Origin of the sequence: Collimonas sp. OK412 (assembly GCF_900112135.1) — a bacterium.
In the GTDB taxonomy this organism is placed as follows: domain Bacteria; phylum Pseudomonadota; class Gammaproteobacteria; order Burkholderiales; family Burkholderiaceae_D; genus Collimonas; species Collimonas rhizosphaerae.
This window is the reverse complement of record NZ_FOLC01000011.1, coordinates 89,295-112,312: the sequence shown is the minus strand read 5'-3', so window position 1 is coordinate 112,312 and position 23,018 is coordinate 89,295. Positions and strand designations below refer to the sequence as shown.

At 60.3% G+C, this 23,018-nt stretch carries 23 protein-coding genes; 10 read left to right on the top strand and 13 right to left on the bottom strand.

Translation table 11 applies throughout. The features are described from left to right. Positions 1-8 precede the first annotated feature (8 nt). The 9 genes from BM062_RS13565 to BM062_RS13525 all read right to left on the bottom strand — a co-directional run bounded on the left by BM062_RS13565 (position 9) and on the right by BM062_RS13525 (position 8,040). The gene (locus tag BM062_RS13565) at positions 9-974 is read right to left on the bottom strand and encodes a glycosyltransferase family 8 protein (RefSeq protein WP_092397665.1); all 966 of its coding nucleotides are present in this window, start codon (positions 972-974) and stop codon (positions 9-11) included. Positions 975-981: 7 nt separating this feature from the next. Further along, complete coding sequence (gene rng, locus BM062_RS13560) at positions 982-2,445, bottom strand: ribonuclease G (RefSeq protein ID WP_092397663.1); 1,464 nt, start codon at positions 2,443-2,445, stop codon at positions 982-984. Continuing rightward, positions 2,442-3,062 (bottom strand): Maf family protein, encoded by a 621-nt coding sequence (locus tag BM062_RS13555; protein WP_092397661.1) that lies wholly within the window; start codon positions 3,060-3,062, stop codon positions 2,442-2,444. Before BM062_RS13555 ends, rng begins: the two co-directional genes overlap by 4 nt. Positions 3,063-3,147: 85 nt before the next feature. Then, on the bottom strand, positions 3,148-3,618 hold the full coding sequence (gene rlmH / locus BM062_RS13550; RefSeq protein WP_014005034.1) for a 23S rRNA (pseudouridine(1915)-N(3))-methyltransferase RlmH: 471 nt from the start codon (positions 3,616-3,618) through the stop codon (positions 3,148-3,150). Positions 3,619-3,641: 23 nt separating this feature from the next. Next, positions 3,642-4,271, bottom strand: a complete 630-nt coding sequence (rsfS, locus tag BM062_RS13545) for a ribosome silencing factor (RefSeq protein WP_092397659.1) — start codon at positions 4,269-4,271, stop codon at positions 3,642-3,644. After that, the gene (locus BM062_RS13540; RefSeq protein WP_092397657.1) at positions 4,272-4,973 is read right to left on the bottom strand and encodes a nicotinate-nucleotide adenylyltransferase; all 702 of its coding nucleotides are present in this window, start codon (positions 4,971-4,973) and stop codon (positions 4,272-4,274) included. Continuing rightward, positions 4,973-5,905 (bottom strand): oxygen-dependent coproporphyrinogen oxidase, encoded by a 933-nt coding sequence (gene hemF, locus BM062_RS13535; RefSeq protein ID WP_092397656.1) that lies wholly within the window; start codon positions 5,903-5,905, stop codon positions 4,973-4,975. Before hemF ends, BM062_RS13540 begins: the two co-directional genes overlap by 1 nt. A gap of 120 nt (positions 5,906-6,025) precedes the next feature. Beyond that, positions 6,026-7,300, bottom strand: a complete 1,275-nt coding sequence (gene purD / locus BM062_RS13530; RefSeq protein ID WP_092397654.1) for a phosphoribosylamine--glycine ligase — start codon at positions 7,298-7,300, stop codon at positions 6,026-6,028. 14 nt (positions 7,301-7,314) lie between these two features. Continuing rightward, the gene (locus BM062_RS13525; protein ID WP_092397652.1) at positions 7,315-8,040 is read right to left on the bottom strand and encodes a YebC/PmpR family DNA-binding transcriptional regulator; all 726 of its coding nucleotides are present in this window, start codon (positions 8,038-8,040) and stop codon (positions 7,315-7,317) included. A 102-nt stretch (positions 8,041-8,142) separates the two neighbouring features. Between BM062_RS13525 and BM062_RS13520 the strand changes: the two genes are divergently transcribed. The 4 genes from BM062_RS13520 (at position 8,143) to BM062_RS25585 (ending at position 11,897) form a co-directional block, all read left to right on the top strand. Further along, the gene (locus tag BM062_RS13520) at positions 8,143-9,633 is read left to right on the top strand and encodes a helicase HerA-like C-terminal domain-containing protein (RefSeq protein ID WP_092397650.1); all 1,491 of its coding nucleotides are present in this window, start codon (positions 8,143-8,145) and stop codon (positions 9,631-9,633) included. A 129-nt stretch (positions 9,634-9,762) separates the two neighbouring features. After that, on the top strand, positions 9,763-10,674 hold the full coding sequence (locus BM062_RS13515) for a DMT family transporter (RefSeq protein ID WP_092397648.1): 912 nt from the start codon (positions 9,763-9,765) through the stop codon (positions 10,672-10,674). Between the two features lie 67 nt (positions 10,675-10,741). Then, the gene (locus BM062_RS13510; RefSeq protein WP_092397646.1) at positions 10,742-11,716 is read left to right on the top strand and encodes a quinone oxidoreductase family protein; all 975 of its coding nucleotides are present in this window, start codon (positions 10,742-10,744) and stop codon (positions 11,714-11,716) included. Positions 11,717-11,723: 7 nt separating this feature from the next. Next, positions 11,724-11,897 (top strand): hypothetical protein, encoded by a 174-nt coding sequence (locus BM062_RS25585; RefSeq protein WP_175501000.1) that lies wholly within the window; start codon positions 11,724-11,726, stop codon positions 11,895-11,897. Between the two features lie 75 nt (positions 11,898-11,972). Here BM062_RS25585 and BM062_RS13505 read toward each other — a convergent pair whose 3' ends face one another. Next, the gene (locus BM062_RS13505) at positions 11,973-12,605 is read right to left on the bottom strand and encodes a DUF4136 domain-containing protein (protein WP_092397644.1); all 633 of its coding nucleotides are present in this window, start codon (positions 12,603-12,605) and stop codon (positions 11,973-11,975) included. A 469-nt stretch (positions 12,606-13,074) separates the two neighbouring features. On the opposite strand from BM062_RS13505, the gene pepN reads away from it, so the two are divergent. The 4 genes from pepN (at position 13,075) to BM062_RS13485 (ending at position 18,285) form a co-directional block, all read left to right on the top strand. After that, complete coding sequence (pepN, locus tag BM062_RS13500) at positions 13,075-15,786, top strand: aminopeptidase N (protein ID WP_092397642.1); 2,712 nt, start codon at positions 13,075-13,077, stop codon at positions 15,784-15,786. Between the two features lie 78 nt (positions 15,787-15,864). Further along, on the top strand, positions 15,865-16,866 hold the full coding sequence (locus BM062_RS13495) for a class 1 fructose-bisphosphatase (protein WP_092397640.1): 1,002 nt from the start codon (positions 15,865-15,867) through the stop codon (positions 16,864-16,866). 298 nt (positions 16,867-17,164) lie between these two features. Beyond that, positions 17,165-17,449, top strand: coding sequence for a hypothetical protein (locus BM062_RS13490; RefSeq protein ID WP_139220048.1), 285 nt, complete (start codon positions 17,165-17,167; stop codon positions 17,447-17,449). 278 nt (positions 17,450-17,727) lie between these two features. Next, positions 17,728-18,285 (top strand): DUF2726 domain-containing protein, encoded by a 558-nt coding sequence (locus BM062_RS13485; protein WP_092397636.1) that lies wholly within the window; start codon positions 17,728-17,730, stop codon positions 18,283-18,285. 25 nt (positions 18,286-18,310) lie between these two features. On the opposite strand, the gene BM062_RS13480 is transcribed toward BM062_RS13485, so the two are convergent. After that, positions 18,311-19,714 (bottom strand): GGDEF domain-containing protein, encoded by a 1,404-nt coding sequence (locus BM062_RS13480; RefSeq protein WP_092397634.1) that lies wholly within the window; start codon positions 19,712-19,714, stop codon positions 18,311-18,313. 264 nt (positions 19,715-19,978) lie between these two features. Between BM062_RS13480 and BM062_RS13475 the strand changes: the two genes are divergently transcribed. After that, on the top strand, positions 19,979-20,353 hold the full coding sequence (locus BM062_RS13475) for a nucleotide pyrophosphohydrolase (RefSeq protein WP_092397632.1): 375 nt from the start codon (positions 19,979-19,981) through the stop codon (positions 20,351-20,353). Between the two features lie 29 nt (positions 20,354-20,382). Here the strand turns inward: BM062_RS13475 and BM062_RS13470 are convergent, their stop codons facing one another. Next, positions 20,383-20,793: a MerR family transcriptional regulator gene (locus BM062_RS13470; RefSeq protein WP_092397630.1), complete on the bottom strand. Its 411-nt coding sequence runs from the start codon at positions 20,791-20,793 to the stop codon at positions 20,383-20,385. A gap of 69 nt (positions 20,794-20,862) precedes the next feature. Between BM062_RS13470 and BM062_RS13465 the strand changes: the two genes are divergently transcribed. After that, positions 20,863-22,098, top strand: coding sequence for an NADH:flavin oxidoreductase/NADH oxidase family protein (locus tag BM062_RS13465; RefSeq protein WP_217647590.1), 1,236 nt, complete (start codon positions 20,863-20,865; stop codon positions 22,096-22,098). A 14-nt stretch (positions 22,099-22,112) separates the two neighbouring features. Here the strand turns inward: BM062_RS13465 and BM062_RS13460 are convergent, their stop codons facing one another. Then, positions 22,113-22,973 carry a PhzF family phenazine biosynthesis protein gene (locus tag BM062_RS13460; protein ID WP_092397628.1) on the bottom strand — a complete coding sequence of 287 codons (861 nt, stop codon included), beginning with the start codon at positions 22,971-22,973 and terminating at the stop codon, positions 22,113-22,115. Between the last annotated feature and the right edge of the window lie 45 nt (positions 22,974-23,018).

Sequence of the window (23,018 nt, the reverse complement as noted above, 5' to 3'; positions counted from 1 at the left end):
ATGCATATTTACCTGGCGGAAAGGTATTTCATGTACCACTTGAAACTGTCCAGCATCTGGCCGCGTTTCATCAGGAAGCGGGAATACATCCGCATCTCTTTATAGTTTCTTGGCGCCGGATCGAGCGGCAGGTCGGCCCATGGCGACAACGCCTGGTACTTGACGAACATGTCCCGCGACGCATGCAGGCACCAGTCGTTCCAGGGTTTCACGGCGCCTGCGAAGTGAATGAAGACCACCTCGCCGATATCGCGCATCTGGCGCTTGTCCTTTTCCAGGTCATGGATCAGGTCGTACAGGAAATTCCATTTCCTCGGGATATATTGGATTTTCCCTTCCAGCACCACATTCAGCGCGTCCTGGTCCGGGAACCGGTAGTCCTTGCCGTTTTCGAGGATCGCAAGGATGGTTTTTTCGGTGATTTCCTGGGCCATCCAGTTATCGACATGCATGTACATCACGCCGGAATTGAAATACTTCTGCGACGCCAGCTGCAGGGCTGCGCAGCGCCTCCTGGTGGTTTCGTCGGCGTCCGGCACGACAATCGCCGCGCGGTCGCCGAAATCCATGTCCAGCAGCTCGGCCATGCTGCCGGCGCACAGGATATCCGCATCCAGGTACAGGACCTTGTCGCAGATGCCGCGCAAAGTGGACGGGATCAGCAGGCGCGTGAAGATGGTGGGCGAATAGTAGGAAAACTGCGAAATGTGCGCGAACGGCTTGAATACCGCCGGATCGATGATATGCACATGCGTCTTCAGCTGGTACATCTGTTCCAGTTCCTTGAAGCGCCGGCGGTTGTCTTCGGAAAGGGCGAAGGCAAACACGTGGAAGGTGAATGTTACGCCCGGGCTGTTGGCAATGACGGAGACGATGGTCGCCCCCATGCTGCGGCAATAGTGGTCGTCGACGCAAAACGCGATATGGAAAGAACCGTCGGCGGCTGCAGGAGAAATCGGTAAAGGGCTATTCATGGATGCCTTACATAAGGATGATGTCGTACTGCTCCTGCGGATAAACCGTTTCCACCTGCAGCGAAATCGGTTTACGGATGAAGTCGCCCAGCATGGCAAGGTGCTGGGATTCTTCCTCGAGGAACATGTCGACCACTACCTGCGACGCCAGGATGCGGAATTCGCGCGGGTTGAACTGCTTGGCTTCGCGCAGCACTTCGCGCAGGATTTCGTAGCAGATGGTGCGCGCGGTCTTGACCTGGCCCTTGCCGTTGCAGGCGGGGCAGGGCTCGCACAAGATGTGCGCCAGCGATTCGCGGGTGCGCTTGCGGGTCATTTCCACCAGGCCCAGCGCCGAGAATTCGGATACCGATTTTTTGGTGCGGTCGCGCAGCAGGGCCTTGTGCAGCTCAGCCAGCACGGCGCTCTTGTGCTCGCTGTTCTCCATGTCGATGAAATCGAGGATGATGATGCCGCCCAGGTTGCGCAGCCTGAGCTGGCGCGCTATGGCGTGCGCCGCTTCCAGGTTGGTCTTGAAAATCGTGTCGTCGAAATTGCGGCCGTTGACGAAGCTGCCGGTGTTGACGTCGATGGTGGTCATGGCTTCGGTCTGGTCGACGATCAGGTAGCCGCCCGATTTGAGCGGCACGCGGCGGCTCAATGCTTCCTGGATTTCTTCTTCCACGCCGTACAGGTCGAACAGGGGCCGTTCGCCGGTGTAGTGCATCAGCCGCGCGGTCACCGACGGCGTGTAGCTGGCGGCGAACTCTTGCAACTTTTGGAAATTCTCGCGCGAGTCGACCTGGATGGTGGTGGTCTCGTCATTGACGAAATCGCGCAGCACGCGCTGCGCCAGGCTCAGGTCCTGGTGCAGCAAGGTCGGCGCCGGCTTGCTTTTTGCCAGCTGGGTAATCGACGACCAGGTCTTGCGCAGGTACTCGATGTCCATCTGCAGGTCGGCCTCGGAAGCGTCTTCGGCCATGGTGCGGATGATGAAGCCGCCTTTTTCCTCGGGCGGCAGCAGCTTTTGCACTTTATCCTTCAGCAGTTCGCGCTCGGCTTCATTTTCGATCCGCTGCGAGATGCCGATGTGCCGGTCTTGCGGCAGGTACACCAGCATCCGGCCGGCAATCGAAATCTGGGTCGACAGCCTGGCGCCCTTGGTGCCGATCGGGTCTTTCACCACTTGCACGGTCAGCGACTGGCCGTCGAACAGCAGCTTTTCAATCGGCGTCTGCTGCGCCGCCTGGCCGTCGTGCGCGCGGGTCTCCCAGATGTCGGCGACGTGCAGGAAAGCCGCGCGCTCGAGGCCGATATCGATGAACGCCGATTGCATGCCGGGCAGCACGCGGACTACTTTGCCCAGGTAGATATTGCCGGCCAGGCCGCGCGACAAGGTGCGCTCGATGTGCAGCTCTTGCACCGCGCCCTGGAAAATCAGGGCGACGCGGGTTTCCTGGGGGGTGATATTGACGAGGATGTCTTCGCTCATAAAATGCGGATGCCTGCCTGTTGTAATAGTTGCGCGGTTTCAAAAAGTGGTAAGCCCATGATGCCTGAATGGCTGCCGCGTATGCTTTCGATGAAAATCGCTGCCGGGCCCTGGATGCCATAAGCGCCGGCCTTGTCGTAAGGTTCGCTGGTATCGCAGTAGGCTTCGATCATGGCTTCCGGCAGCTCCTGGAACAAGACATCGGAAACCTGCGTGAGTTGCCAGGATTGCTCGCCATGGATGACGGCAACGCTGGTCAGGACCTGGTGGCTGCGCCCCGACAGCAGGCGCAGCATGGCGCTTGCCTCGGCTTTGCTGGCCGGTTTGCCGAGGATCCGGCCGTCGATCGTGACCGTGGTGTCGGCGGCCAGGATAGGGCGCACCGGCAGGCTGCGCCACACCATCATCTGCTGCGCGGCGTGTGCTTTCTCCATGGTCACCCTGGCGACATACTCCTGCGGCGCTTCGCCCTGCAAGACTTCCTCGCTGACATCAGGGCCGCGCGGCGTCTGGTCGCGCAGCAGCAGCAATTCGAATGCGACGCCGATCTGTCGCAGCAATTCCCGCCGGCGCGGGCTTTTCGAGGCAAGGTAGATTTTCTGGTAAGGATTTTTCATTGCTGGCGGCTACGGCGGGTGCGTGGTCTCATGATTCCAGCGATTATTACAGAGTTACCTGCGTATCGGGGGCTTATTGAGGGGCTCAGACGCGGTGATAAGGATGATTCTGGGTAATCGACCAGGCCCGGTAGAGCTGTTCCGCCAGCAGCACCCTGACCATGCCGTGCGGCAGCGTCAGGCTGGAGATGCGCAGCAGGCTGTCGGCGCCGGCCTTGAATTCAGGATCGAGGCCGTCGGCGCCGCCGATGATGAAGGCGACATCGCGCCCGTCGCGCTGCCATTGGGTCAGCTGCTGCGATAACTGGACGCTGGTGAGGTCTTTGCCGCGTTCATCGAGGGCGACGATGCGCACGCCTTTCGGCAGCACCGCCTCGATCCGGCTGCGTTCCAGCGCCATGGCTGTTTCCGCGGTCTTGCTGCCGGAACGTTCGACCGGCTTGATTTCCTTGAGGACGATGCGGCAGTCCGGCGGCATGCGTTTCGCATACTCGCCGAATCCGCTTTCTATCCATGCCGGCATTTTATGGCCGACCGCAGCGATGATGAGCTGCATGGGGATGCTATGGCCGCGGCAGCTTATTCAGCTGCCTTGGTTTTTGCCGGAGCGCGCTTGACAGCGGGTTTCTTGGCTGGCGCTTTCTTTGGCGCCGCAGTCTTCTTCGGCGGGATCGAGCTCTTCGACGGCGCTACCTTGATGGTTTTGCCGACTGCCTTTTTGGCGCCGTCAGTCTTGACCGGTTTCTTGCGCGCAGGCGCCTTTTTCGGTGTGTCGTCTTCCGGTTTCAGTGCCTGCGAAGTCGTCAGGTGGCGCGAAATCTTCTTCGGCGCTTCTTCTTCGGCTGCGGTGCGGGTGGAAATCCGCTTGGCGGCGCCGAACTTGACTTCCTTGTCGCCCCAGATTTCCTCCAGGCGGTAATACGCGCGGATCGCCGGCTGCATGATGTGCACCACCATGTCGCCCATGTCGACCAGTACCCACTCGCCGGTGTCTTCGCCTTCGACGCTGAGGATGGTGCCGCCGTTTTCCTTGACCTTGTCGCGTACCGAGGCGGCCAGTGCCTTGGTCTGGCGGTTGGAGGTGCCGGAAGCGATCGCGATGCGGTCGAACAGGCCGGTCAGGTGGACCGTGTCGTAGACGCGGATGTCTTGTGCTTTGACGTCTTCGAGTGCATCGATGACGAGACTTTGTAGTTTTTTGATATCCATTTAATTCTTATAGAGATGATGTTGTTCAATATAGTCCAGTACTGCGGCCGGGACCAGCGTGTCGGGTCTTTTTGCGTTGTGCAGCGCGGCACGAATTTCCGTTGCCGAAATGTCTACAGCCAGGTTCTGCGCCAGATAGGTCAAACCGTGCGCGCTCTGGCGAATCTGTTCCGGGGTGGCGGCGCGGCGTGTGAATTCGCGCGTGACCTCGGCCGGAACCTGCGATGCATCCATGGCGAACCCGGGCCGCGAAGCAACGCCCAGGTGGGCATAGTCAAACAGGCGGTCCCAGCCTTGCCAGGTATTCAAGTGCTGCAACTGGTCTGCGCCCATCAGGAATACGATAGACGCCTGCGGTCCAAGTTCGGACCGCAAGGCTTGCAGCGTATCTATCGTATACGTCGCGGTGTGCCGCCGGATTTCCTGCTGGTCGATCACCAAAGGCACGCTTTGCCGGCTGAATGCACGCTCTACCATCGCCACCCGCTGTTCCGGCGTGGCTTCCAGCCCGTGCTTTTGCCATGGGTTGCCGGCAGGAATCACCCGCAATTCATCCGGCGCCAGCAAGGTCACGAAGTACTTCGCCAGCGCGACATGGCCATTATGGACCGGATCGAAGCTGCCGCCGAGAACCGCAATGCATGGCCGGAGCCGGGCCTCGGGATGAACAAGCTGGCTGGATGTCACAGGGGAGCTGCCCATCACACCCACTCGCGATGGATCAGAAAATCGGTGTACAGCTTGGCTTCCGGGCTACCTGCCGCCGGTTGCCAGTCGTAACGCCACTTGACCACGGGCGGCATCGACATCAGGATGGACTCGGTACGTCCCCCGGATTGCAGACCGAACAAAGTGCCGCGATCATACACTAAATTGAACTCGACATAGCGGCCGCGGCGATATGCCTGGAAATCCCGCTCGGTTTCGCCGTAGGGAATATCCTTGCGGCGCGCCAGGATCGGGGTATATGCCGGGATGAAGGCATTGCCCACGCTTTGCATCATGGCGAAGCTGCGGTCGAAGCCCAGCTGGTTGAAATCGTCGAAGAAAATGCCGCCGACGCCGCGCGGTTCCTTGCGGTGTTTCAGGTAGAAGTAGTCGTCGCACCATTGCTTGAAGCGCGGATACAGCTGCTGGCCGGCCTCGTTGTCAAAAGGGGCAAGGGCGTCGCGGCAGCTGCGGTGGAAGTGTTCGACGTCTTCGGTAAAACCGTAATGCGGCGTCAGGTCGATGCCGCCGCCGAACCACCAGACCGGTTCCTGGCCTTCAGCGCTGGCGATAAAGAAACGCACGTTCATGTGCACGGTGGGGGCAAACGGATTACGCGGATGCATCACCAGCGACACGCCCATCGCTTCCCACTGGCGGCCGGCCAGTTCAGGCCGGTTGGCGGCGGCCGACGGCGGCAGGCTCTTGCCCATCACGTGCGAAAAACCGACACCGCCGCGTTCCAGCACATTGCCTTCTTCGATGATGCGCGAATTGCCGCCGCCGCCTTCGGCGCGCTGCCATTGGTCGCTGCCGAACTGCTTGCCGTCGATCTGCTCCAGCGCCGCGACGATGCGCGCCTGCAGGTCGAGCAGATAGGATTTGACGGCGCTGGCCGGATTGCCGGTGGTGATGTTTGAGCTCATCGTGGAGTGATGTAGTGAATCTTGTTTAATCAATTGGGGCCAGGGTTGTCCGTCCTTGCCTGACGAAAACCGCTGGCCCCAACTTCTTGATACCGCAGAAAATGCTAGCCGCCCGCCCGATCAGGCATGTTTCTTCAATGCCCGCCAGCCGATATCGCGGCGGAACTGGGCGCCGTTGAAATGAATTGCATCGACCACGTTGTATGCCTGTTTCTGCGCCATCTTGACGCTGTCGCCCAGGCCGACCACGCACAGGACGCGGCCGCCGGAAGTGGTCAGGCGCTCGCCGTTGAGGGTGGTGCCGGCATGGAAGGTGACCGCGTCGGCGGTCTCGGCGGGAATCCCGGAAATCAGGTCGTCCTTGCGCGGCGCATCGGGATAACCGGCTGCGGCCATCACCACGCCGAGCGCGGTGCGGCGGTCCCATTCCAGCTCGATCGTATCCAGCGTGCCGTTGACGGCGTGTTCCATCACCGCCAGCAGGTCGGTTTTCAGGCGCGCCATGATGGGCTGGGTTTCCGGATCGCCCATGCGGCAGTTGAATTCCAGCGTTTTCGGATTGCCCTTGTCGTCGATCATCAGGCCGGCATACAGGAAGCCGCTGAACGGAATGCCGTCCTTGGCCATGCCTTGCACGGTGGGTGTGATGATTTCACGCATGACGCGGGCGTGCAGCGCCGGCGTCACGATAGGCGCCGGCGAATAAGCGCCCATGCCGCCGGTGTTCGGGCCCTGGTCGTCATCCTTGAGGCGCTTGTGGTCCTGGCTGGTGGCCAGCGGCAAGATGTGCTTGCCGTCGACCATGACGATGAAGCTGGCTTCTTCGCCGGCCAGGAATTCTTCGATCACCACGCGCGCGCCGGCATCGCCGAGGCGGTTATCGGACAGCATCATGTCGACCGCGCCATGCGCCTCGTCGATGGTCATCGCAACCACCACGCCCTTGCCGGCAGCCAGGCCGTCGGCCTTGATGACGATCGGAGCGCCTTTCTGGTCGATGTAGCGGTGGGCGGCATTGACGTCGGAAAAGGTCTGGTATTCGGCGGTCGGGATGTGGTGCCGCTGCATGAACGATTTGGCGAAATCCTTGGAACTTTCCAGCTGCGCCGCTTCCCGCGTCGGTCCGAAAATCTTCAAGCCGCGGTCGCGGAAAACATTCACGATGCCGGCCGCCAGCGGCGTTTCCGGCCCGACCACGGTGAGCGCGACATGTTCGCGTTCAACGAAATCGGCCAGCGCCGAAGGATCGGTGATGTTGATGTTTTCCAGGCGCTGGTCCAGCGCGGTGCCGCCGTTGCCGGGCGCCACGAAGACGGTTTGGATACGCGGTGATTGGGCGATTTTCCACGCCAGGGCATGCTCACGGCCGCCAGAGCCCACTACCAGAATTTTCATATAAACGATCCGAGTCAGTCTTCGATTACTGCGTTGCTGTAAATTTCTTGCACGTCGTCCAGGTTTTCCAGGGCGTCGAGCAGCTTTTGCATCTTGATCGCGTCGTCGCCCGAGAATACGGTTTCGGTCGCCGGCTTCATGATGATTTCCGCCATTTCGGCCTTGAAGCCGGATTTTTCCAATGCGCCTTTGAGCGCGGCAAAATCATGCGGCGCGGAAATGACTTCGATCCCGCCTTCGTCGTCGGTGAGGACATCCTCGGCGCCGGCTTCCAGCGCTGCTTCCATCAGGGCGTCTTCATTGGTGCCCGGCGCGAACAGCAGCTGGCCGCAATGCTTGAACATGAAAGCCACCGAACCTTCGGTGCCCATGTTGCCGCCGAACTTGGAAAACGCGTGGCGAACTTCGGCCACGGTGCGGATTCTGTTGTCAGTCATGCAATCGACAATGATCGCGGCGCCGTTGATGCCGTAGCCTTCGTAGCGCACTTCCTCATAGTTGACGCCTTCCAGGCCGCCGCTGCCGCGCTGGATCGCGCGGGTGACGTTATCCTTCGGCATATTGGCGTCGGACGCCTTGTCAACCGCCAGCCGCAGGCGCGGATTGGCGTCGATGTCGCCGCCGCCCATGCGGGCCGCAACCGTGATTTCCTTGATCAGCCGCGTCCAGATCTTGCCGCGCTTGGCGTCGGTGGCGGCCTTCTTGTGCTTGATATTGGCCCATTTGCTGTGTCCAGCCATGATGATTCTTTCGTGCGTGAGTTAGCTATAATCAAAGCGCAATTTTACCATATTGCACTTTCGTGAAATCCATTGAAATCCACTTAAAACGTCTGCCAAACCATGTCAAATCCTCTCCTGATTGCCAAAAACGCCCAGCATGACCTGGCGCTCCTGCCCGCACTGGTGAACCGCCATGGCTGCATCACCGGCGCCACCGGCACCGGCAAGACCGTCACCCTGCAGGTGATTGCGCAAGCGCTGTCGGACAGCGGCGTGCCGGTTTTCATGGCGGACGTCAAGGGCGACCTGTCCGGCATGGCCAAGGCCGGCGCGGCGTCGGACAAGCTCAAGCAGCGCCTGCAGGCGCTCGGTTTGGCCGAGCCGCAATGGGCCGCCACGCCCGTGACTTTCTGGGATGTGTACGGCGTGCAGGGGCATCCGGTGCGGGCCACCATCTCCGACATGGGGCCGCTGCTGCTGGCGCGCATGCTCAACCTGAACGATACCCAGCAGGGCGTATTGCAGCTGGCGTTCAAGATTGCCGACGACAATGGCTTGCTGCTGCTGGACCTGAAGGACCTGCGGGCGATGCTGCAGCACGTCGGCGACAACGCCGCCAGCTTCCAGACCGAATACGGCAATATTTCCGCTGCCAGCATCGGCGCCATCCAGCGCGGCCTGATCGGTATCGGCGAACAGGGCGGCGAGCAGTTCTTCGGCGAACCGATGCTGAACATCGACGACCTGATCCAGACCGACGGCAGCGGCAAGGGCGTGGTCAACATCCTGGCGGCGGACAAGCTGATGAACGCGCCGCTCCTGTATTCGACCTTCCTGCTGTGGATGCTGTCGGAACTGTTCGAGCGCCTGCCGGAAGTCGGCGACCTGGACAAGCCGAAACTGGTGTTCTTCTTCGACGAAGCCCACCTGCTGTTCAGCGAAGCGCCCAAGCCGCTGCTGCAAAAGATCGAGCAGGTGGTGCGCCTGATCCGCTCCAAGGGCGTCGGCGTGTTCTTCGTCACGCAAAATCCGCTGGATATTCCCGATACCGTGCTGGGCCAGCTGGGCAACCGGGTGCAGCATGCGCTGCGGGCGTATACGCCGCGCGACCAGAAAGCGGTGCAGGCCGCCGCCGAGACCTTCCGCGCCAATCCCGATTTGAATACCGCCCAAATCATCAGCGAGCTCGGCGTCGGCGAAGCGCTGGTGTCTTTCCTCGATGAGAAGGGGCGGCCGAACATCGTCGAGCGCGCCTTCATCCTGCCGCCGGCGTCGCAGATCGGGCCGATCAGCGACGACGAACGCAAGCAGCTGATTGCATCATCGATCGTCGCCGGGGTGTATGAAACTGCGGTCGACCGTGAATCCGCGTATGAAAAGCTGAAAGGGCGGGTGGCGGCCGCTCCGGCCGGCAAGGACAGCGCCGGAGCGGGGGCGGATTCTGCCGGCAGCTCATGGGGCAGCGTGCTGGGCGGCCTGCTCGGCGGCGGTTCGGGGCGCAAGGACAGCGTGGTGCAGGCAGTGGTCAAGTCCGCTGCGCGCACCATCGGATCGCAGGTCGGGCGCGAATTGATACGCGGCGTGCTGGGATCTTTGCTGAAGAAGAAGTGAAGAATAAGTGAGATTGACCATCACCAATGATCGCGTTCAGGGGCCGCGGCAGGAGACAGTTTTTTTCCTAACCATTGCCTTAGCAACGCGATCTTCACATACCCATTACAATTCCACCATGGGCAAACAATGAGCGGCAAGTTGCAGCCTGGCGGCCGCCAGGTTTTTCTTGGCGGCTTGGCAATTGCAATTGCCGGCGCCATCCTGTTTTCTGCCAAGGCCATTGTCGCCAAGCTGATTTACCGTTATCCGGTTGACGCCGTATTGCTGATCACGTTTCGCATGCTGTTCGCCTTGCCCCTGTTCGCCGCGGTGGCATTGTGGAAGGCGCGCAGCGAAGCGCCGCTGGCGAACCAGGACCGGGTGCGGATCGTGGTGCTGGGATTGATCGGGTACTACCTGTCGAGCTTTCTCGATTTTCTCGGCTTGCAGTATATTTCTGCCGGGCTGGAGCGCCTGATACTGTTCTTGACGCCCTCGTTCGTGCTGCTGATGTCGTTCCTGTTTTATGGGCGCCGGGTGACCTGGCTGGAGTGGGGGGCTTTGCTGATTTCCTACCTGGGGACGGTGCTGGTGTTCCTGCACGATGTGCGCCTGGGAGGCGCGAATGTCGGCCTCGGCAGTGCGCTGGTGCTGGGCGCGGCGGTCAGTTACGCACTGTACCTGATGCTGTCCGGGGAACTGGTTAGCCGGGTCGGGGCGATGCGGCTGGTGGCGTATGCAATGTGCGTATCGTGCGCCGCCTGCATCCTGCAGTTCTTGCTGTTGCGGCCGTGGCAGGTCCTGTTGCAGCAGCAGCCGGCGGTATATGGCCTGTCGGTCATCAATGCCGTGTTTTGCACGGTGCTGCCGGTATTCCTGACCATGGTCGCGGTGGCCCGCATCGGCCCTGCGACTGCGGCGCAGGCTGGCATGGTCGGGCCGGTCTCCACCCTGTTCCTGGGGGCCTTGATTTTGGCGGAACCGGTTACGGCGATCCAGCTGACCGGGACCGGGCTGGTGTTGGCGGGTATTTACCTGATTTCGAAAAAGAAATCATAGGGATTTAAAAAAGCAGCACAATTAAAAAAAGCGGCAATTTGACGCATATTTGGAGGTGAGAGCAATCATGGTAAAAGCAATCAGGATGTCGCGGACCGGTGGCCCGGAAGTGATGGAATATGTCGACGTGGAAGTCGGTGACCCGGGACCGGGCGAAGTGCGGATACGGCATGTCGCTTGCGGCCTGAATTTCATCGACGTCTACTTCCGCAGCGGCTTGTATCCACAGCCCTTGCCGGGCGCCCTGGGACAGGAAGCCGCCGGCGTGATCGAAGCGGTCGGCGCCGGCGTGCAGCATGTCAAGGTAGGCGACCGGGTGTCATACGCCACGCGCCCGAATGGCGCTTATTCCGAGGCGCGCGTGATGCCTGCCGCGTTCCTGGTCAAATTGCCGGATTCCATCAGTTTCGATACCGCCGCCGCAATGACGCTGCAAGGCTTGACGGTGCAGTACCTGTTCCGCCGCACCTTTCCTTTGCGCGGCGGCGAAACCATCCTGTTCCACGCCGCTGCCGGCGGCGTCGGCCTGATCGCCAGCCAATGGGCCAGGGCATTGGGCGTGACCATGATAGGCACGGTCAGCTCCGATGAAAAAGCAGCGCTGGCGAAGGCAGCCGGCTGCGCCCATGTGATCAACTACAAGACCGAAAATTTCGTCGAGCGGGTACGTGAAATCACCGGCGGCAAAGGCGTGCCGGTGGTCTACGATTCGATCGGCAAGGATACTTTCATCGGTTCGCTGGACAGCCTGGCGCCGCTCGGCACCATGGTCAGTTTCGGCAACGCTTCCGGTGCGGTGCCGCCGTTCAGCCTGAACGAACTGGCGTCGCGCGGCTCGTTGACCATTACCCGGCCGTCGCTGCCGAGCTATATCGCCAGCCGCGCCGACCTGGATGCGGCCGCGGCCGACCTGTTCCAGATGGTGGACAGCAAAAAAATCACGATTGAAATCAACCAGCGCTATGCCTTGAAAGACGTGGCGCAAGCGCATATCGACCTGGAGTCGCGCAAGACCACCGGTTCCACCATCCTGATTCCCTGAGGCATGCATGAACGACCCCTTGAAACAGCAGCCGGATGCGCAAAATCCGATGAACCACCCGGAGGAACAGGCCAGCGGCAGCGAGGGTTCACCCAAGTTTGGCCGCCTGCTGATCGTACTGGTGCTGGCGGTCATGCTGATCGGCTTCATCACGTTTGCCAGCGAATGGTTTTATAGCTGACTCCGCGCCCGATGAAAAACGGCCTGTGGTCCCTGGTGAAAGGGAGCACAGGCCGTTTTGCCGCCGACAGGCTTGTTATTTCTGGTCTTCGACTTTCAATTCAACCTGGTGCGGCACGCCGCTCTTGCCGGGGAAGTCGGTGAATGCGCTGCGCACCATGTACGGCATCACGGCAGGCAAGGAATTCATCTTGCCTTCGCTGGAGACCGTGACGTCATACAGTTTCTGGCCGTTGCCGGCGCGCGTGATCGCGATGTTCAGGCGGCGCTGGAACAGCTGGTAGTTGTATTCGCGCTGGCCGATCACCTGCGGTGCGTACCAGAACGGATCGTAATACGGGCTGTAGAACCTTGGGCCGCCCCAGGCATAAGGCCCGTAAGGGCCGTACCACATGGGATCCGCCACTACCGGTTCGACCACATGGACATCGCGCGCAGCAATGCCGTAGTTAAGCGCGACCTTCAGCTGCGGCGAGGCGCTGCCGGCTGGCACGAATCCCAGGCGCTGCAACTCCTGCCGCACCAGGTTTTCGTAATTGCGATATTCCAGGTCATTGTTTTGTGCCGCCGTAGCTTCGAACACATAGGACTTGTCCGGCAAATCGGCCGGCCATTCGTTGAAGGCGGTGACGTCGCTGCGGATGACCGTGGCGCAACCGCCCAGCAGCAATGCAAATGCAGCCAGACAGAGACTGATGATACGTTTCATTGTGATTCCTCTTGGTGGGGGATTGCAGGCCGGTCCAGTGGTTTGCCCGATTGGCGGTATCCGGTAGCGGCAGCTGCTGTGGCCATTTTAGCCAAGTCTTCATAGTGCTGCTCTATCGCTTTGGCACTATCCGTAAGCTGAGAAATGGCGTTTGCCGTTTGATCCATCAAAATCATGTATTTATATTAATTTTAAACGAATTCCCTGGCCAGGGTGATCTTTGCAGTTTGCTATCGATGAATCGCCGGCAGGCCGGCAATCCGCAGCAAATTGCATGATGGTTTGCGCTTTGATTGGTAGAATCACTGTCTGCCCGAATTATTGAGACTGACCAGCCACGTTATTAAGCAGGCCGCCAGGCGATCCCTGGCAGGCCCGCTTAGTTGCCGACTGTAGTTACCAACCATAGTTATCAACCGTAGTCATCGAACCGTAGTCATCGATATTAACCGTCACTCCACTACTTCCTATGCGCACAGATACCTCCGCCACGCCACCAACCATTCTTCGTAAGGATTACACCGTTCCTGCCTTCCTGGTCGACACGGTCGACATGGGCTTTGACCTTGATCCTGCCGCTACCCGCATCGCCACCCGCATCACGATGCGGCGCAACCCGGCCAGCAGCAGCAAGGAAATCGTCCTGTTCGGCGAAGAGCTGGAACTGGTGCAACTGCGCCTCAATGGCAAACAATTGAAACCAGGCCAGTACCAGCTGGAGGCCGGCAAGCTGCGCATTGCATCGGCGCCGGCCAAGGTCGTGCTGGAAATCGAAACGCTGACCAGCCCGGAAAAAAATACCTCGCTGATGGGTTTGTACGTTTCCAACGGCAACTTCTTCACCCAATGCGAAGCGGAAGGTTTCCGCAAGATCACCTATTTCCCTGACCGTCCCGATGTGATGGCCAAGTACACCGTCATGCTGCGCGCCGACAAGAAAAAATATCCGGTGCTGCTGTCGAACGGCAACCTGATCGAAGAAGGCGACCTGGCGGACGGCCGCCACTACGCCAAGTGGGAAGACCCGTTCAAGAAACCTTCCTACCTGTTCGCGCTGGTAGCCGGCAAGCTGGTCTGCCAGGAACAGAAGCACACGCTGAAATCCGGCCGCGAAGTGCTGCTGCAGGTATGGGTCGAAGAGGGCAACCTGGACAAGACCCAGCACGCCATGGATTCCCTGGTCAACAGCATCCGCTGGGATGAAGAGCGCTTCGGCCTGGAGCTCGACCTCGACCGCTTCATGATCGTTGCCGTCGGCGACTTCAACATGGGAGCGATGGAAAACAAGGGCCTGAACATTTTCAACACCAAGTATGTGCTGGCCAATTCGCGTATCGCCACCGATGTCGACTACGCCAATATCGAAGCGGTGGTCGGTCACGAATATTTCCATAACTGGACCGGCAACCGCGTCACCTGCCGCGACTGGTTCCAGCTGTCCCTGAAAGAGGGCCTGACCGTATTCCGCGACCAGGAGTTTTCGGCGGACATGGTCGGCACCGACAGCGGCCGCGCCGTCAAGCGCATTGATGACGTACGCGTCTTGCGCCAGGCCCAGTTCCCGGAGGATGCCGGTCCGATGGCGCACTCGGTGCGGCCTGATTCCTATGTCGAAATCAATAATTTCTACACCGTCACGATTTATGAAAAAGGCGCCGAAGTGGTGCGCATGTACCAGACCCTGTTCGGCCGCGACGGTTTCCGCAAAGGCATGGACTTGTATTTCGAGCGGCATGACGGCCAAGCGGTAGAGTGCGACGATTTCCGCGCCGCGATGGTCGACGCCAACGGCCGCGACCTGAGCCAGTTCGAGCGCTGGTACAGCCAGGCCGGCACGCCGCGGGTGCAAGTACAGAGCAAGTACGACGCCGTCAAGAAAACCTACGAGCTGACACTGACGCAGACTTGCGCGCCGACCCCGGGCCAGGCCAAGAAGCTGCCGTTCCATATCCCGGTTGCAGTCGGTCTGCTCGATAGCAAAGGCAAGGACATGCCGCTGCATTTGCAGGCAGACGGCAAGGGCAAGGCCGGCGGCGCAACCACCCGCGTGCTGGAACTGACCAAGGCGCAGCAGACCTTCCGTTTCGTCGATGTGGCGGAACAGCCGGTGCCGTCGATCTTGCGTAATTTTTCGGCGCCGGTGGTGCTGGATGTCGAATACAGCGACGCCGACCTGGCTTTCCTGCTGGCGCACGACAGCGACCCGTTCAACCGCTGGGAAGCCGGCCAGCGTCTCGCTACGCGCAGCTTGCTGGCGCTGACTTCAGCCGTGCAGGATGCCGGGCAAGCCGGCCATGTGGTGGCGCTGCAGGATGTCTTGGACAATGCGGCCTCCAACAGCGCAGCGTTGGGCACGGCGTTCGGCCTGATCCTCAACGATGCGAAGCTTGACGCGGCTTTCCGCGAACTGGCCCTGACCCTGCCGTCGGAAGTCTTGCTGGCAGAGCAGACCGAAGTGATCGATCCGCAAGCGATCCACCAGTCGCGCCAATACCTGCGCGGCAAGCTGGGACTGGCGCTCAAGGATGACCTGCTGGCGGCTTACCATGCCAGCCAGACACCCGGCGCATACAGCCCGGATGCGGAAGCGTCCGGCAAGCGCGCATTGAAGAATGTCGCCCTGTCGTACCTGATCCAGGCCGACGACGAGGCGGCGCATGCGCTGGCCCAGCAGCAATACGACAACGCCAACAACATGACCGACCGCCTCGCCGCGCTGGTGGCGCTGACTAACAGCAATGCGCCAGGCAAGGCTGCCGCACTGGAAAAATTCTATAAGGATTTCGAGCAGGAAGCATTGGTCATCGACAAATGGTTCGCCTTGCAAGCCACGGCTTACACGGCCGATGTCGCGGCGATCCGCGCCTTGCTGGAGCATCCGGCGTTCACGCTGAAAAACCCGAACCGCGCGCGCAGCCTGATTTTCAGTTTCTGCAGCGGCAACCCGGCCAATTTCCACGCGGCCGACGGCAGCGGCTATGAATTCTGGGCCGACCAGGTGATCGCACTCAACGGCGTCAATCCGCAAGTGGCGGCGCGGCTGGCGCGCAGCCTGGACCGCTGGCGCAAATATGCGCCGGCGCTGCAGGAAAAGATGCGCGCGGCCTTGCAGCGCGTCGCCGCAGCGCCTGACTTGTCGAAAGACGTACTGGAAGTCATCGGCAAAGCACTCGCCAACTGATTTTTTTGCCGTTTCCCAACCGGCAGCGGGAAGGTTTCCGCCGCCGGCCGGGGAAGGCTACAACAAAGAAAGAGCAATATGAAACGTATTAGTCTTACCCAGCACCTGATAGAGCAACAACGCTTGCACAACAGCATCCCGGCCGAACTGCGGCTGCTGATCGAAGTGGTCGGGCGCGCCTGCAAGACCATCAGCCACGCCGTCGGCAAGGGCGCGCTGGGCGAAGTCCTGGGCAGCGCCGACAGCGAGAACGTGCAAGGCGAAGTGCAGAAGAAACTGGACATCATTTCCAATGAAATCCTGCTGGAAGCCAATGAGTGGGGCGGCCACCTGGCGGCCATGGCTTCGGAAGAAATGGAATCGATACACCCGATTCCCAACCGCTATCCGCAAGGCGAATACATGCTGCTGTTCGATCCGCTCGACGGTTCCAGCAACATCGACGTCAATGTCTCGATCGGCACCATTTTCTCCGTGCTGAAAGCGCCGGACGGCATGAAATCGCCGACCGAACAGGATTTCATGCAGTCGGGCCGCAAGCAGGTCGCTGCCGGCTACGCCGTCTACGGCCCGCAGACCATGCTGGTGCTGACCACCGGCAATGGCGTGGATTGTTTTACCCTGGACCGTGAAATGGGTTCGTGGGTCCTGACCCAGCGCGGCATGCAAATCCCGGCCGAGACCAAGGAATTTGCGATCAACGCTTCCAACGCGCGCCACTGGCACCCGCCGGTCACGCGTTATGTCAACGAAATGCTGGCAGGCAGCAGCGGGCCGCGCCAGAAAGATTTCAACATGCGCTGGATCGCGTCGATGGTGGCTGACGTCCACCGCATCCTGAACCGCGGCGGCATCTTCATGTACCCGGCCGATGCGCGTGAACCGGACAAGCCAGGCAAGCTGCGCCTGATGTACGAAGCCAACCCGATGGCCTTCATCGTCGAGCAGGCCGGCGGCGCCGCCACCGACGGCAAGCAGGCGATCATGGATATCCAGCCGGAGAAGCTGCACCAGCGCGTGCCGGTCTTCCTCGGTTCGAAGAGCGAAGTCGAACTGGTGACCCGCTATCACCAGGAATAAGCAGGAGCCTTCTCCGCGAAGCCCGGCGCAGATGCAGCGCCCGGGCGCTTCGCGGAGCGCCATGACGGCAAAACGCCAGACTTAGTGTAGTACTTTGCAAATAATGAAACTTCATAAACGGCGTCTTTTCGCGCCATGCGTCGTTGCAAATCCTCGCGATAGCACTGCTATCGCTCCGGTTTGCGTCTAGCCTGGCACAAAAATACACCATTTCTGAAGCTCCATTACTTACAAAGCACTACACTGATAAAATCGCACACTTGCGGCAAAATTTATTCATAAAGACAAGAGGAACAGATTGAAAACAGCACTAATCGGAGATAAAGACATCCCCGAGTTCGATCACGACATCATGGCCAACCTGCTGATTACGTCGACAGAACTGAACGTCGTCAGGCAAGAACAGATATTGCTCGGCATCCGCAATGCGAAACAGGAAATCTACCGTGTCATCGGCGCCTCCAGCAGCAAGCAGTTCAACAATGCGGCGGAAGAGCTGGAAGACCTGGGTTTGAGCAATGAACTGGAAGAAGCCGATCGGGCCAAGAATGGCTACGATGCGATTTTCGGGCTGACCGAGTAATTCCGGCCTGTAAATACAGCCAGCCACTGTCGGCTCAGCGAGCTGGCAGGGTTGGGCGGACCAGATGTCCGCCGTCCCTTGCTTCCCCCCATCCTGTGCCGCTTTTCTCGCGGTGCGCCGATATCTGCCGGCCTTTCCCGGCCAGTTCTTTTCCAAGATCCTGACGGCCCCGCTGCCGGCGATTGCGATAAACAATCCATAAGTACTGCATTTTTGACTTCATTATATTTCCATATAGAAATATAATGGCCGCTGCACTCAACTAGAGGAACTGAATAATGAAAGCAGTCATTGCACTCACGGTGCTAACGCTCATTATCATGGCTGTGATTGCTGTGGTTACCAGGGAGAAGCAGGCGAAGCTGCAAAAGCGACGCGAATACGTCAAGAAAAAACCGATGTCGAACAATGAACAGATCATGTACTGGCGGCTGGTAGGCGCGTTGCCGGACCACATGGTGCTGGCGCAAGTCGGGCTGAGCCGCTGCCTCGGCACCAAGGACAGCGCCGGTCTCGACAGCCTGACGGCAAAGAACCTGGATTTCGTGATTTGCGACAAAGCCAGCGATGTGGTCGCGGTAATCGAGATAGACCACAAGAATCACAACAGCAAGACCGTCAGCAAAGAGGATGAAAGAAAGTACAAGGCGCTGAAAAAGGCCGGTATCGATATCATCCGCTGGCGCGCAAATTCATTGCCAAGCGAAGCTGACATCAGGGAACGCTTCACGCTGCTCGACCCAAGCAAAAAATTGAGGGTAGTGAAGAGCAAGAGCCATCAGACCAGCATATTCGGCATCGGCATCGGTAAATACCGCAACACCGGCGCCGGTTGAGCCGGCAGGTCGCGGCGCGCTCGCCTCACGTTGTAATCACGCAGTTGCGGCCCTGGTTCTTGGCGCGATAGAGGCGTTCATCCGCAGCGCGGAAAATCGTGTCGATGGTGATGCCGTCGCGGCCGAACTGCGATACGCCGATGCTGACCGTGAGTATCACCTTAGGTATGACGATGCTGTCGAACACGGCGTTTTCGGTGGCTGACCTGATGCGCTCGCCGATCACCACTGCAACGTCCAGCGAGGCTTGCGGCAGCAAGACCATGAATTCCTCGCCGCCCATGCGCGCTACGCTGTCATAGGGACGGATCTCTTCCAGGCATTTCTGCACGAAACCCTGCAGTACGTCGTCGCCCACCTGATGGCCGTAATGATCGTTGATGGCCTTGAAATTATCCAGGTCGAGGGCGAGCAGGGAAAACGACAGGTTATCCCGCCTGGACCTGGCGATTTCGGCATCCACCCGCTCGATGAAATAGCGGCGGTTGGCGGCGCCGGTCAAGGGATCGGTCGAGGCCAGGTGCTCCAGCATGCGGTTGCTGTGCTGCAGTTCCTGCAGCGCGCTTTCAGTCCGGACCATCGCCATCGCCAGCCGGTTCACCATTTCTTCCTGGTTGTAGATCGTGGCGAATGAACGGGTGGTATGGAATGCCTGGATGATGCCGTAGCTGAGGAAGAAAAATCCGCCGGCGAAGATGGCATGCGCCAGCCACCACATGTGATTCCACGGGCGGCCGAGGATGAACGCCAATGACGACAGGCCGAACAAGGCGATCGAAATGCCGAAGATCGTCATCAGCGGCGAGCGGATCCGGCCGGCCAGCATGAGGATGATGTTGACCGCGCAGAAAAACAGGGCGCCGCCCTCCATTGTCAGCCGCACCGCAGGACTGCCTGCAATCGCCGAATAGGCGATGAACGCCACTGCGATATCGATCAGCAGAAACACCGCGATCCATATCCGCCATGGGCGCGGATTGGCGCGCAGCTCGTGAGCGTCGGGTTCCTGGTTGAAGGATAACAAGCCGACCAGCAGCAGGATCGCCATCGCTAGGCGGGACGCCGGGCCATACAGCAGGAACAGCCAGATATTGTGATGCGCCATGCCGGTGAAGAAGCCGTGCGGGACGTAGATCAGGGTGAATCCTAAAAAACCCAGGGTAAGCCAGCGCAGCAGCGGTTCTCCCGAGGACAGGTAACAACGCCAGCTGACGTAAGTGACAAAAATGCCCTCCAGGGTAGCGGCGGCAATCGCGATTTCGTGGAACAGGTGGTCTTCGAATTTGAGCCCGGGATCCTGGAAGAAATACAGGTAGGCGATCAGGATAGCCGGCGATAGCGCAAAGCCCGCGATCAGCAAGCGTGAATAGATTTTTGTCACCCGGCGGATTGCTTCCGGCTGCCCGCCGATTTTTACGCTCATGTCCATATGCATCCTTACCGAGATGATGGTTCCATCATTAAACGGCGGCACGTCTGTTCACAAAACACTAGTCGAGAGCAGGTTGCTGAAAGCAAAGTAACAGGTACTCTTATATCACGTAGGCCTTTGTGATGAAAGTGCTTGCGAAATTGATATTTTTAACCTCCGGCCAGAGCGCCGCCAGGGCAAGATCGTGAGTGCGGCATCGAAACGGCTGCTTGCAGCCGCCTCAGCCTATATCATGGTGGGAAATTTAAACGGAGCGCTGCCATGGTCGAACAGTCAGGAAACGGTGAATTTGCCAGCTTGCGGGAAGAAGTCCGGCAGTTCGTCGCCGAGCGCGACTGGGATCAATTCCATACCCCGAAAAACCTGTCGGCGGCGCTGTGCGTCGAGGCGGCCGAGCTGCTGGAACATTTCCAATGGCTGCCAACCGGCAGCGGCGATGAGCTGGCCCCAGGCAAATTGCAGCAGGTCCGGCATGAAATGGCCGACGTGCTGGTCTACCTGGTGCGCCTTGCCGACAAGCTCGACGTTGACCTGCGCGCAGCCGTGTCAGAAAAAATGGTCCTCAACCGGCTTAAATATCCTGCCGATAAAGTGCGCGGGGATGCGCGCAAGTATTCCGAATACAAGGATGCCTAGCAGCCGATCATCCTAAGTGCGACAGGCCGCTAGTGCTTGCCGCGCCTGGCAATCCGGCCGTTTTCCAGGCTGGAGGTATTCAGGCACTCTCCTTCCGCCCAGGTTGCCTGCAGCGTGGCGCGCAGGTTGCGCAGATGCTGGTGCTGCTCGCGCAGCGTGTCCACCAGCTGCTCGATTTCCTTGAGCCGGCCATCCAGTTTGCCTATCAGGTCGTCCTTGGACAGTTCCTCGTTGCTGGCGAATACGCTGCGGATAGCGTCCAGCGAAAATCCCAGGCTTTGCGCCATCTGGATCCGGCGCAGGCGTTCGATGGCAGCCTCGGCATAGTCGCGGTAGCCGTTGGCGCCGCGCTCAGGCTTGGGCAGCAGGCCGCTTTGTTCGTAATAGCGGATGGCCGAGGGCGCCATGCCGGTTTTGTCCGCCAGTTCACCAATCTTCATATCGCTTGACCTTCAAGTTGACTTCAAGCTTAGCATACCGTATTTCCTCCTTTTGCTAGCGCATCCATCATGACTTCGACCATGTTTTCATCGTTGCAACTGCCGAACGGCAGCACCTTGCCCAACCGCCTCGCCAAAGCCGCCATGGAAGAAAACATGGCCGACAGCGGCCAGTTGCCCGGCGCCGCCATCCACCGGCTTTACCGCGCCTGGGCCGACGGCGGCGCCGGCCTGATCATCACCGGCAACGTCATGATCGACGGCCGCGCCCTGACCGGGCCGGGCGGCATCGTGCTGGAAGCCGATACCCCCCTGCAGCCTTTCAAGCAGTGGGCAGAAGCGGCGAAACACAAGGGCGCGCAAGTGTGGATGCAGCTCAACCATCCGGGGCGCCAGGTGATGGCTGCCATGGGCGGCACGGCGTGGGCGCCGTCGGCGCTGGCGCTGGACATGGGCAAGCACAGCAAGCTGTTTGTGCAACCGAAAGCGATGAGCGATGCGGAGATCCAGGAAGTCATCGAGCGTTTTGCCGCCAGCGCCGCCGCTGCCGAACGGGCCGGGTTCAGCGGAGTTGAAATCCACGCCGCGCACGGCTACCTGATCTCCCAATTTCTGTCGCCCCTGAGCAATCGCCGCCAGGACGAGTGGGGCGGCAGCCTGGAAAACCGGGCGCGCTTGCTGCTGCAAGTGGTGCGCGCGGTGCGGGCCGCGGTTGCGGTCGGATTCAGTGTGGCGGTAAAGCTCAATTCTGCCGATTTCCAGCGCGGCGGTTTCAGCGAGGACGACGCCAGGCAGGTCATTCTCTGGCTCAACGAATTGCAGGTGGACTTGGTCGAGCTGTCCGCCGGCAGCTACGAGAGCCCGGCGATGCAGGGCCAGACTGCGGATGGCCGTACCTTGGCGCGTGAAGCCTATTTCCTGGAGTTTGCCAAAGAACTGGCCGCCGTCGCCCGCATGCCCGTGATGACTACCGGCGGCATCGGCCGTAAGGCGGTGGCGGAGCAGGTGCTGGCTAGCGGCGTAGCGGTGGCGGGCATGGCGACGGCGCTGGCGATCGCGCCCGACTTGCCTGCGCAATGGCTAGCCGGCGGCGACCAGGCTGCGCGCGGTCCGGCGGTGGAATGGAAGGACCAGATGATGGCGGCGCTGGCGCGCATGGCGCTGGTCAAGCGCCGCCTGCGATCGCTCGGCGCCAGCCGGGCGGTGGCGGGGAATCATTCGGCGCTGCTGACCCTGGTCATCGACCAGTTGCGTACGCGCCGGCTGACGCGGCGCTACCGGCGCTGGTCGCAGGCGCGGGCTTGAGCCGGAATTAAACGTTACAGGCTGATTTTGCCGCGGCCGATTTCGATGACCTTGCCGCCCACCTGGATGGCGCGGTCAGCCGTCACCTTGAGCCGCAGCAGGCAAGGGCGCTGCACCGCTTCGCCTTGCGTGATCTGATATTCGGCAGGCAAGGGATGGCCGTTGGCGATCAGCCAGCCGCCAAGATTGGCGCAAGCCGATCCGGTGCCGGGATCTTCGGATACGCCGCCGCCCTGCTTGGAAAAGAAGTAGCGGGACAACACCTGGCCCGGCCGGTCCGGATCGAAGGCAAACACGTAGACGGTCTTGCGCTCCAGGCTGCTCTCAGGCCAGGCATCGAGATGTGCGCTGTCAGGGCTGGTGCGGCACACGGCGTCCATGCTGCGCAGCGCTACCAGCAACTGGTCGGCGCCGGTGTCTATCCATACCGGTGCGGCCAGCAGATCGTCTTCATTCAAGCCGAGCAGCGCTGCCATCTCGGCTTGCGTCAGGTTTGCCGGCGCCGTTTTCAATCCGCCGCCTTGAGGCGCGGTGAAAGTCCAGACGTCGCCGTCGGCGGACACCGGGACCACGCCGGCTGCGAATTCCAGCGACAGCCTGTCGCCGGCGCCGGCAAGATCGCGCACCACGTGCGCGGTGCCCAGCGTCGGATGGCCGGCAAAGCGCATTTCATAACCCGGCGTAAAAATCCGTACACGGGCAGCGGCGTGCTCGGACGGCAGGATAAACGTGGTTTCCGAGAGATTGAATTGCAGCGCCAGCGCCCGCATGGTGGCGTCGTCCATGCCGCGGGCGTCTTCAAACACGCAGAGCTGGTTGCCGCCGAAAGTGGATTCTGCAAAGACATTGAGAAGACGGAATGCGTAGGATGGCATGGGAATCCTGCTGGTTTGACGAGCCTGCAATTCTAGCAGCTAGCC

What these genes read in the sequence shown, in the direction of transcription:
- rsfS (WP_092397659.1), bottom strand. Translation starts at nt 4,271, where the DNA reads ATGGATATCAAAAAACTACAAAGTCTCGTCATCGATGCACTCGAAGAC.
- BM062_RS13480 (WP_092397634.1), bottom strand. Translation starts at nt 19,714, where the DNA reads ATGGACATGAGCGTAAAAATCGGCGGGCAGCCGGAAGCAATCCGCCGG.
- BM062_RS13475 (WP_092397632.1), top strand. Translation starts at nt 19,979, where the DNA reads ATGGTCGAACAGTCAGGAAACGGTGAATTTGCCAGCTTGCGGGAAGAA.
- BM062_RS13460 (WP_092397628.1), bottom strand. Translation starts at nt 22,973, where the DNA reads ATGCCATCCTACGCATTCCGTCTTCTCAATGTCTTTGCAGAATCCACT.
- BM062_RS13520 (WP_092397650.1), top strand. Translation starts at nt 8,143, where the DNA reads ATGTCAAATCCTCTCCTGATTGCCAAAAACGCCCAGCATGACCTGGCG.
- purD (WP_092397654.1), bottom strand. Translation starts at nt 7,300, where the DNA reads ATGAAAATTCTGGTAGTGGGCTCTGGCGGCCGTGAGCATGCCCTGGCG.
- BM062_RS13565 (WP_092397665.1), bottom strand. Translation starts at nt 974, where the DNA reads ATGAATAGCCCTTTACCGATTTCTCCTGCAGCCGCCGACGGTTCTTTC.
- BM062_RS13495 (WP_092397640.1), top strand. Translation starts at nt 15,865, where the DNA reads ATGAAACGTATTAGTCTTACCCAGCACCTGATAGAGCAACAACGCTTG.
- BM062_RS13515 (WP_092397648.1), top strand. Translation starts at nt 9,763, where the DNA reads ATGAGCGGCAAGTTGCAGCCTGGCGGCCGCCAGGTTTTTCTTGGCGGC.
- pepN (WP_092397642.1), top strand. Translation starts at nt 13,075, where the DNA reads ATGCGCACAGATACCTCCGCCACGCCACCAACCATTCTTCGTAAGGAT.
- rlmH (WP_014005034.1), bottom strand. Translation starts at nt 3,618, where the DNA reads ATGCAGCTCATCATCGCTGCGGTCGGCCATAAAATGCCGGCATGGATA.
- BM062_RS13510 (WP_092397646.1), top strand. Translation starts at nt 10,742, where the DNA reads ATGGTAAAAGCAATCAGGATGTCGCGGACCGGTGGCCCGGAAGTGATG.
- hemF (WP_092397656.1), bottom strand. Translation starts at nt 5,905, where the DNA reads ATGAGCTCAAACATCACCACCGGCAATCCGGCCAGCGCCGTCAAATCC.
- BM062_RS25585 (WP_175501000.1), top strand. Translation starts at nt 11,724, where the DNA reads ATGAACGACCCCTTGAAACAGCAGCCGGATGCGCAAAATCCGATGAAC.
- BM062_RS13505 (WP_092397644.1), bottom strand. Translation starts at nt 12,605, where the DNA reads ATGAAACGTATCATCAGTCTCTGTCTGGCTGCATTTGCATTGCTGCTG.
- BM062_RS13470 (WP_092397630.1), bottom strand. Translation starts at nt 20,793, where the DNA reads ATGAAGATTGGTGAACTGGCGGACAAAACCGGCATGGCGCCCTCGGCC.
- BM062_RS13485 (WP_092397636.1), top strand. Translation starts at nt 17,728, where the DNA reads ATGAAAGCAGTCATTGCACTCACGGTGCTAACGCTCATTATCATGGCT.
- BM062_RS13555 (WP_092397661.1), bottom strand. Translation starts at nt 3,062, where the DNA reads ATGAAAAATCCTTACCAGAAAATCTACCTTGCCTCGAAAAGCCCGCGC.
- BM062_RS13525 (WP_092397652.1), bottom strand. Translation starts at nt 8,040, where the DNA reads ATGGCTGGACACAGCAAATGGGCCAATATCAAGCACAAGAAGGCCGCC.
- BM062_RS13540 (WP_092397657.1), bottom strand. Translation starts at nt 4,973, where the DNA reads ATGGGCAGCTCCCCTGTGACATCCAGCCAGCTTGTTCATCCCGAGGCC.
- BM062_RS13465 (WP_217647590.1), top strand. Translation starts at nt 20,863, where the DNA reads ATGACTTCGACCATGTTTTCATCGTTGCAACTGCCGAACGGCAGCACC.
- rng (WP_092397663.1), bottom strand. Translation starts at nt 2,445, where the DNA reads ATGAGCGAAGACATCCTCGTCAATATCACCCCCCAGGAAACCCGCGTC.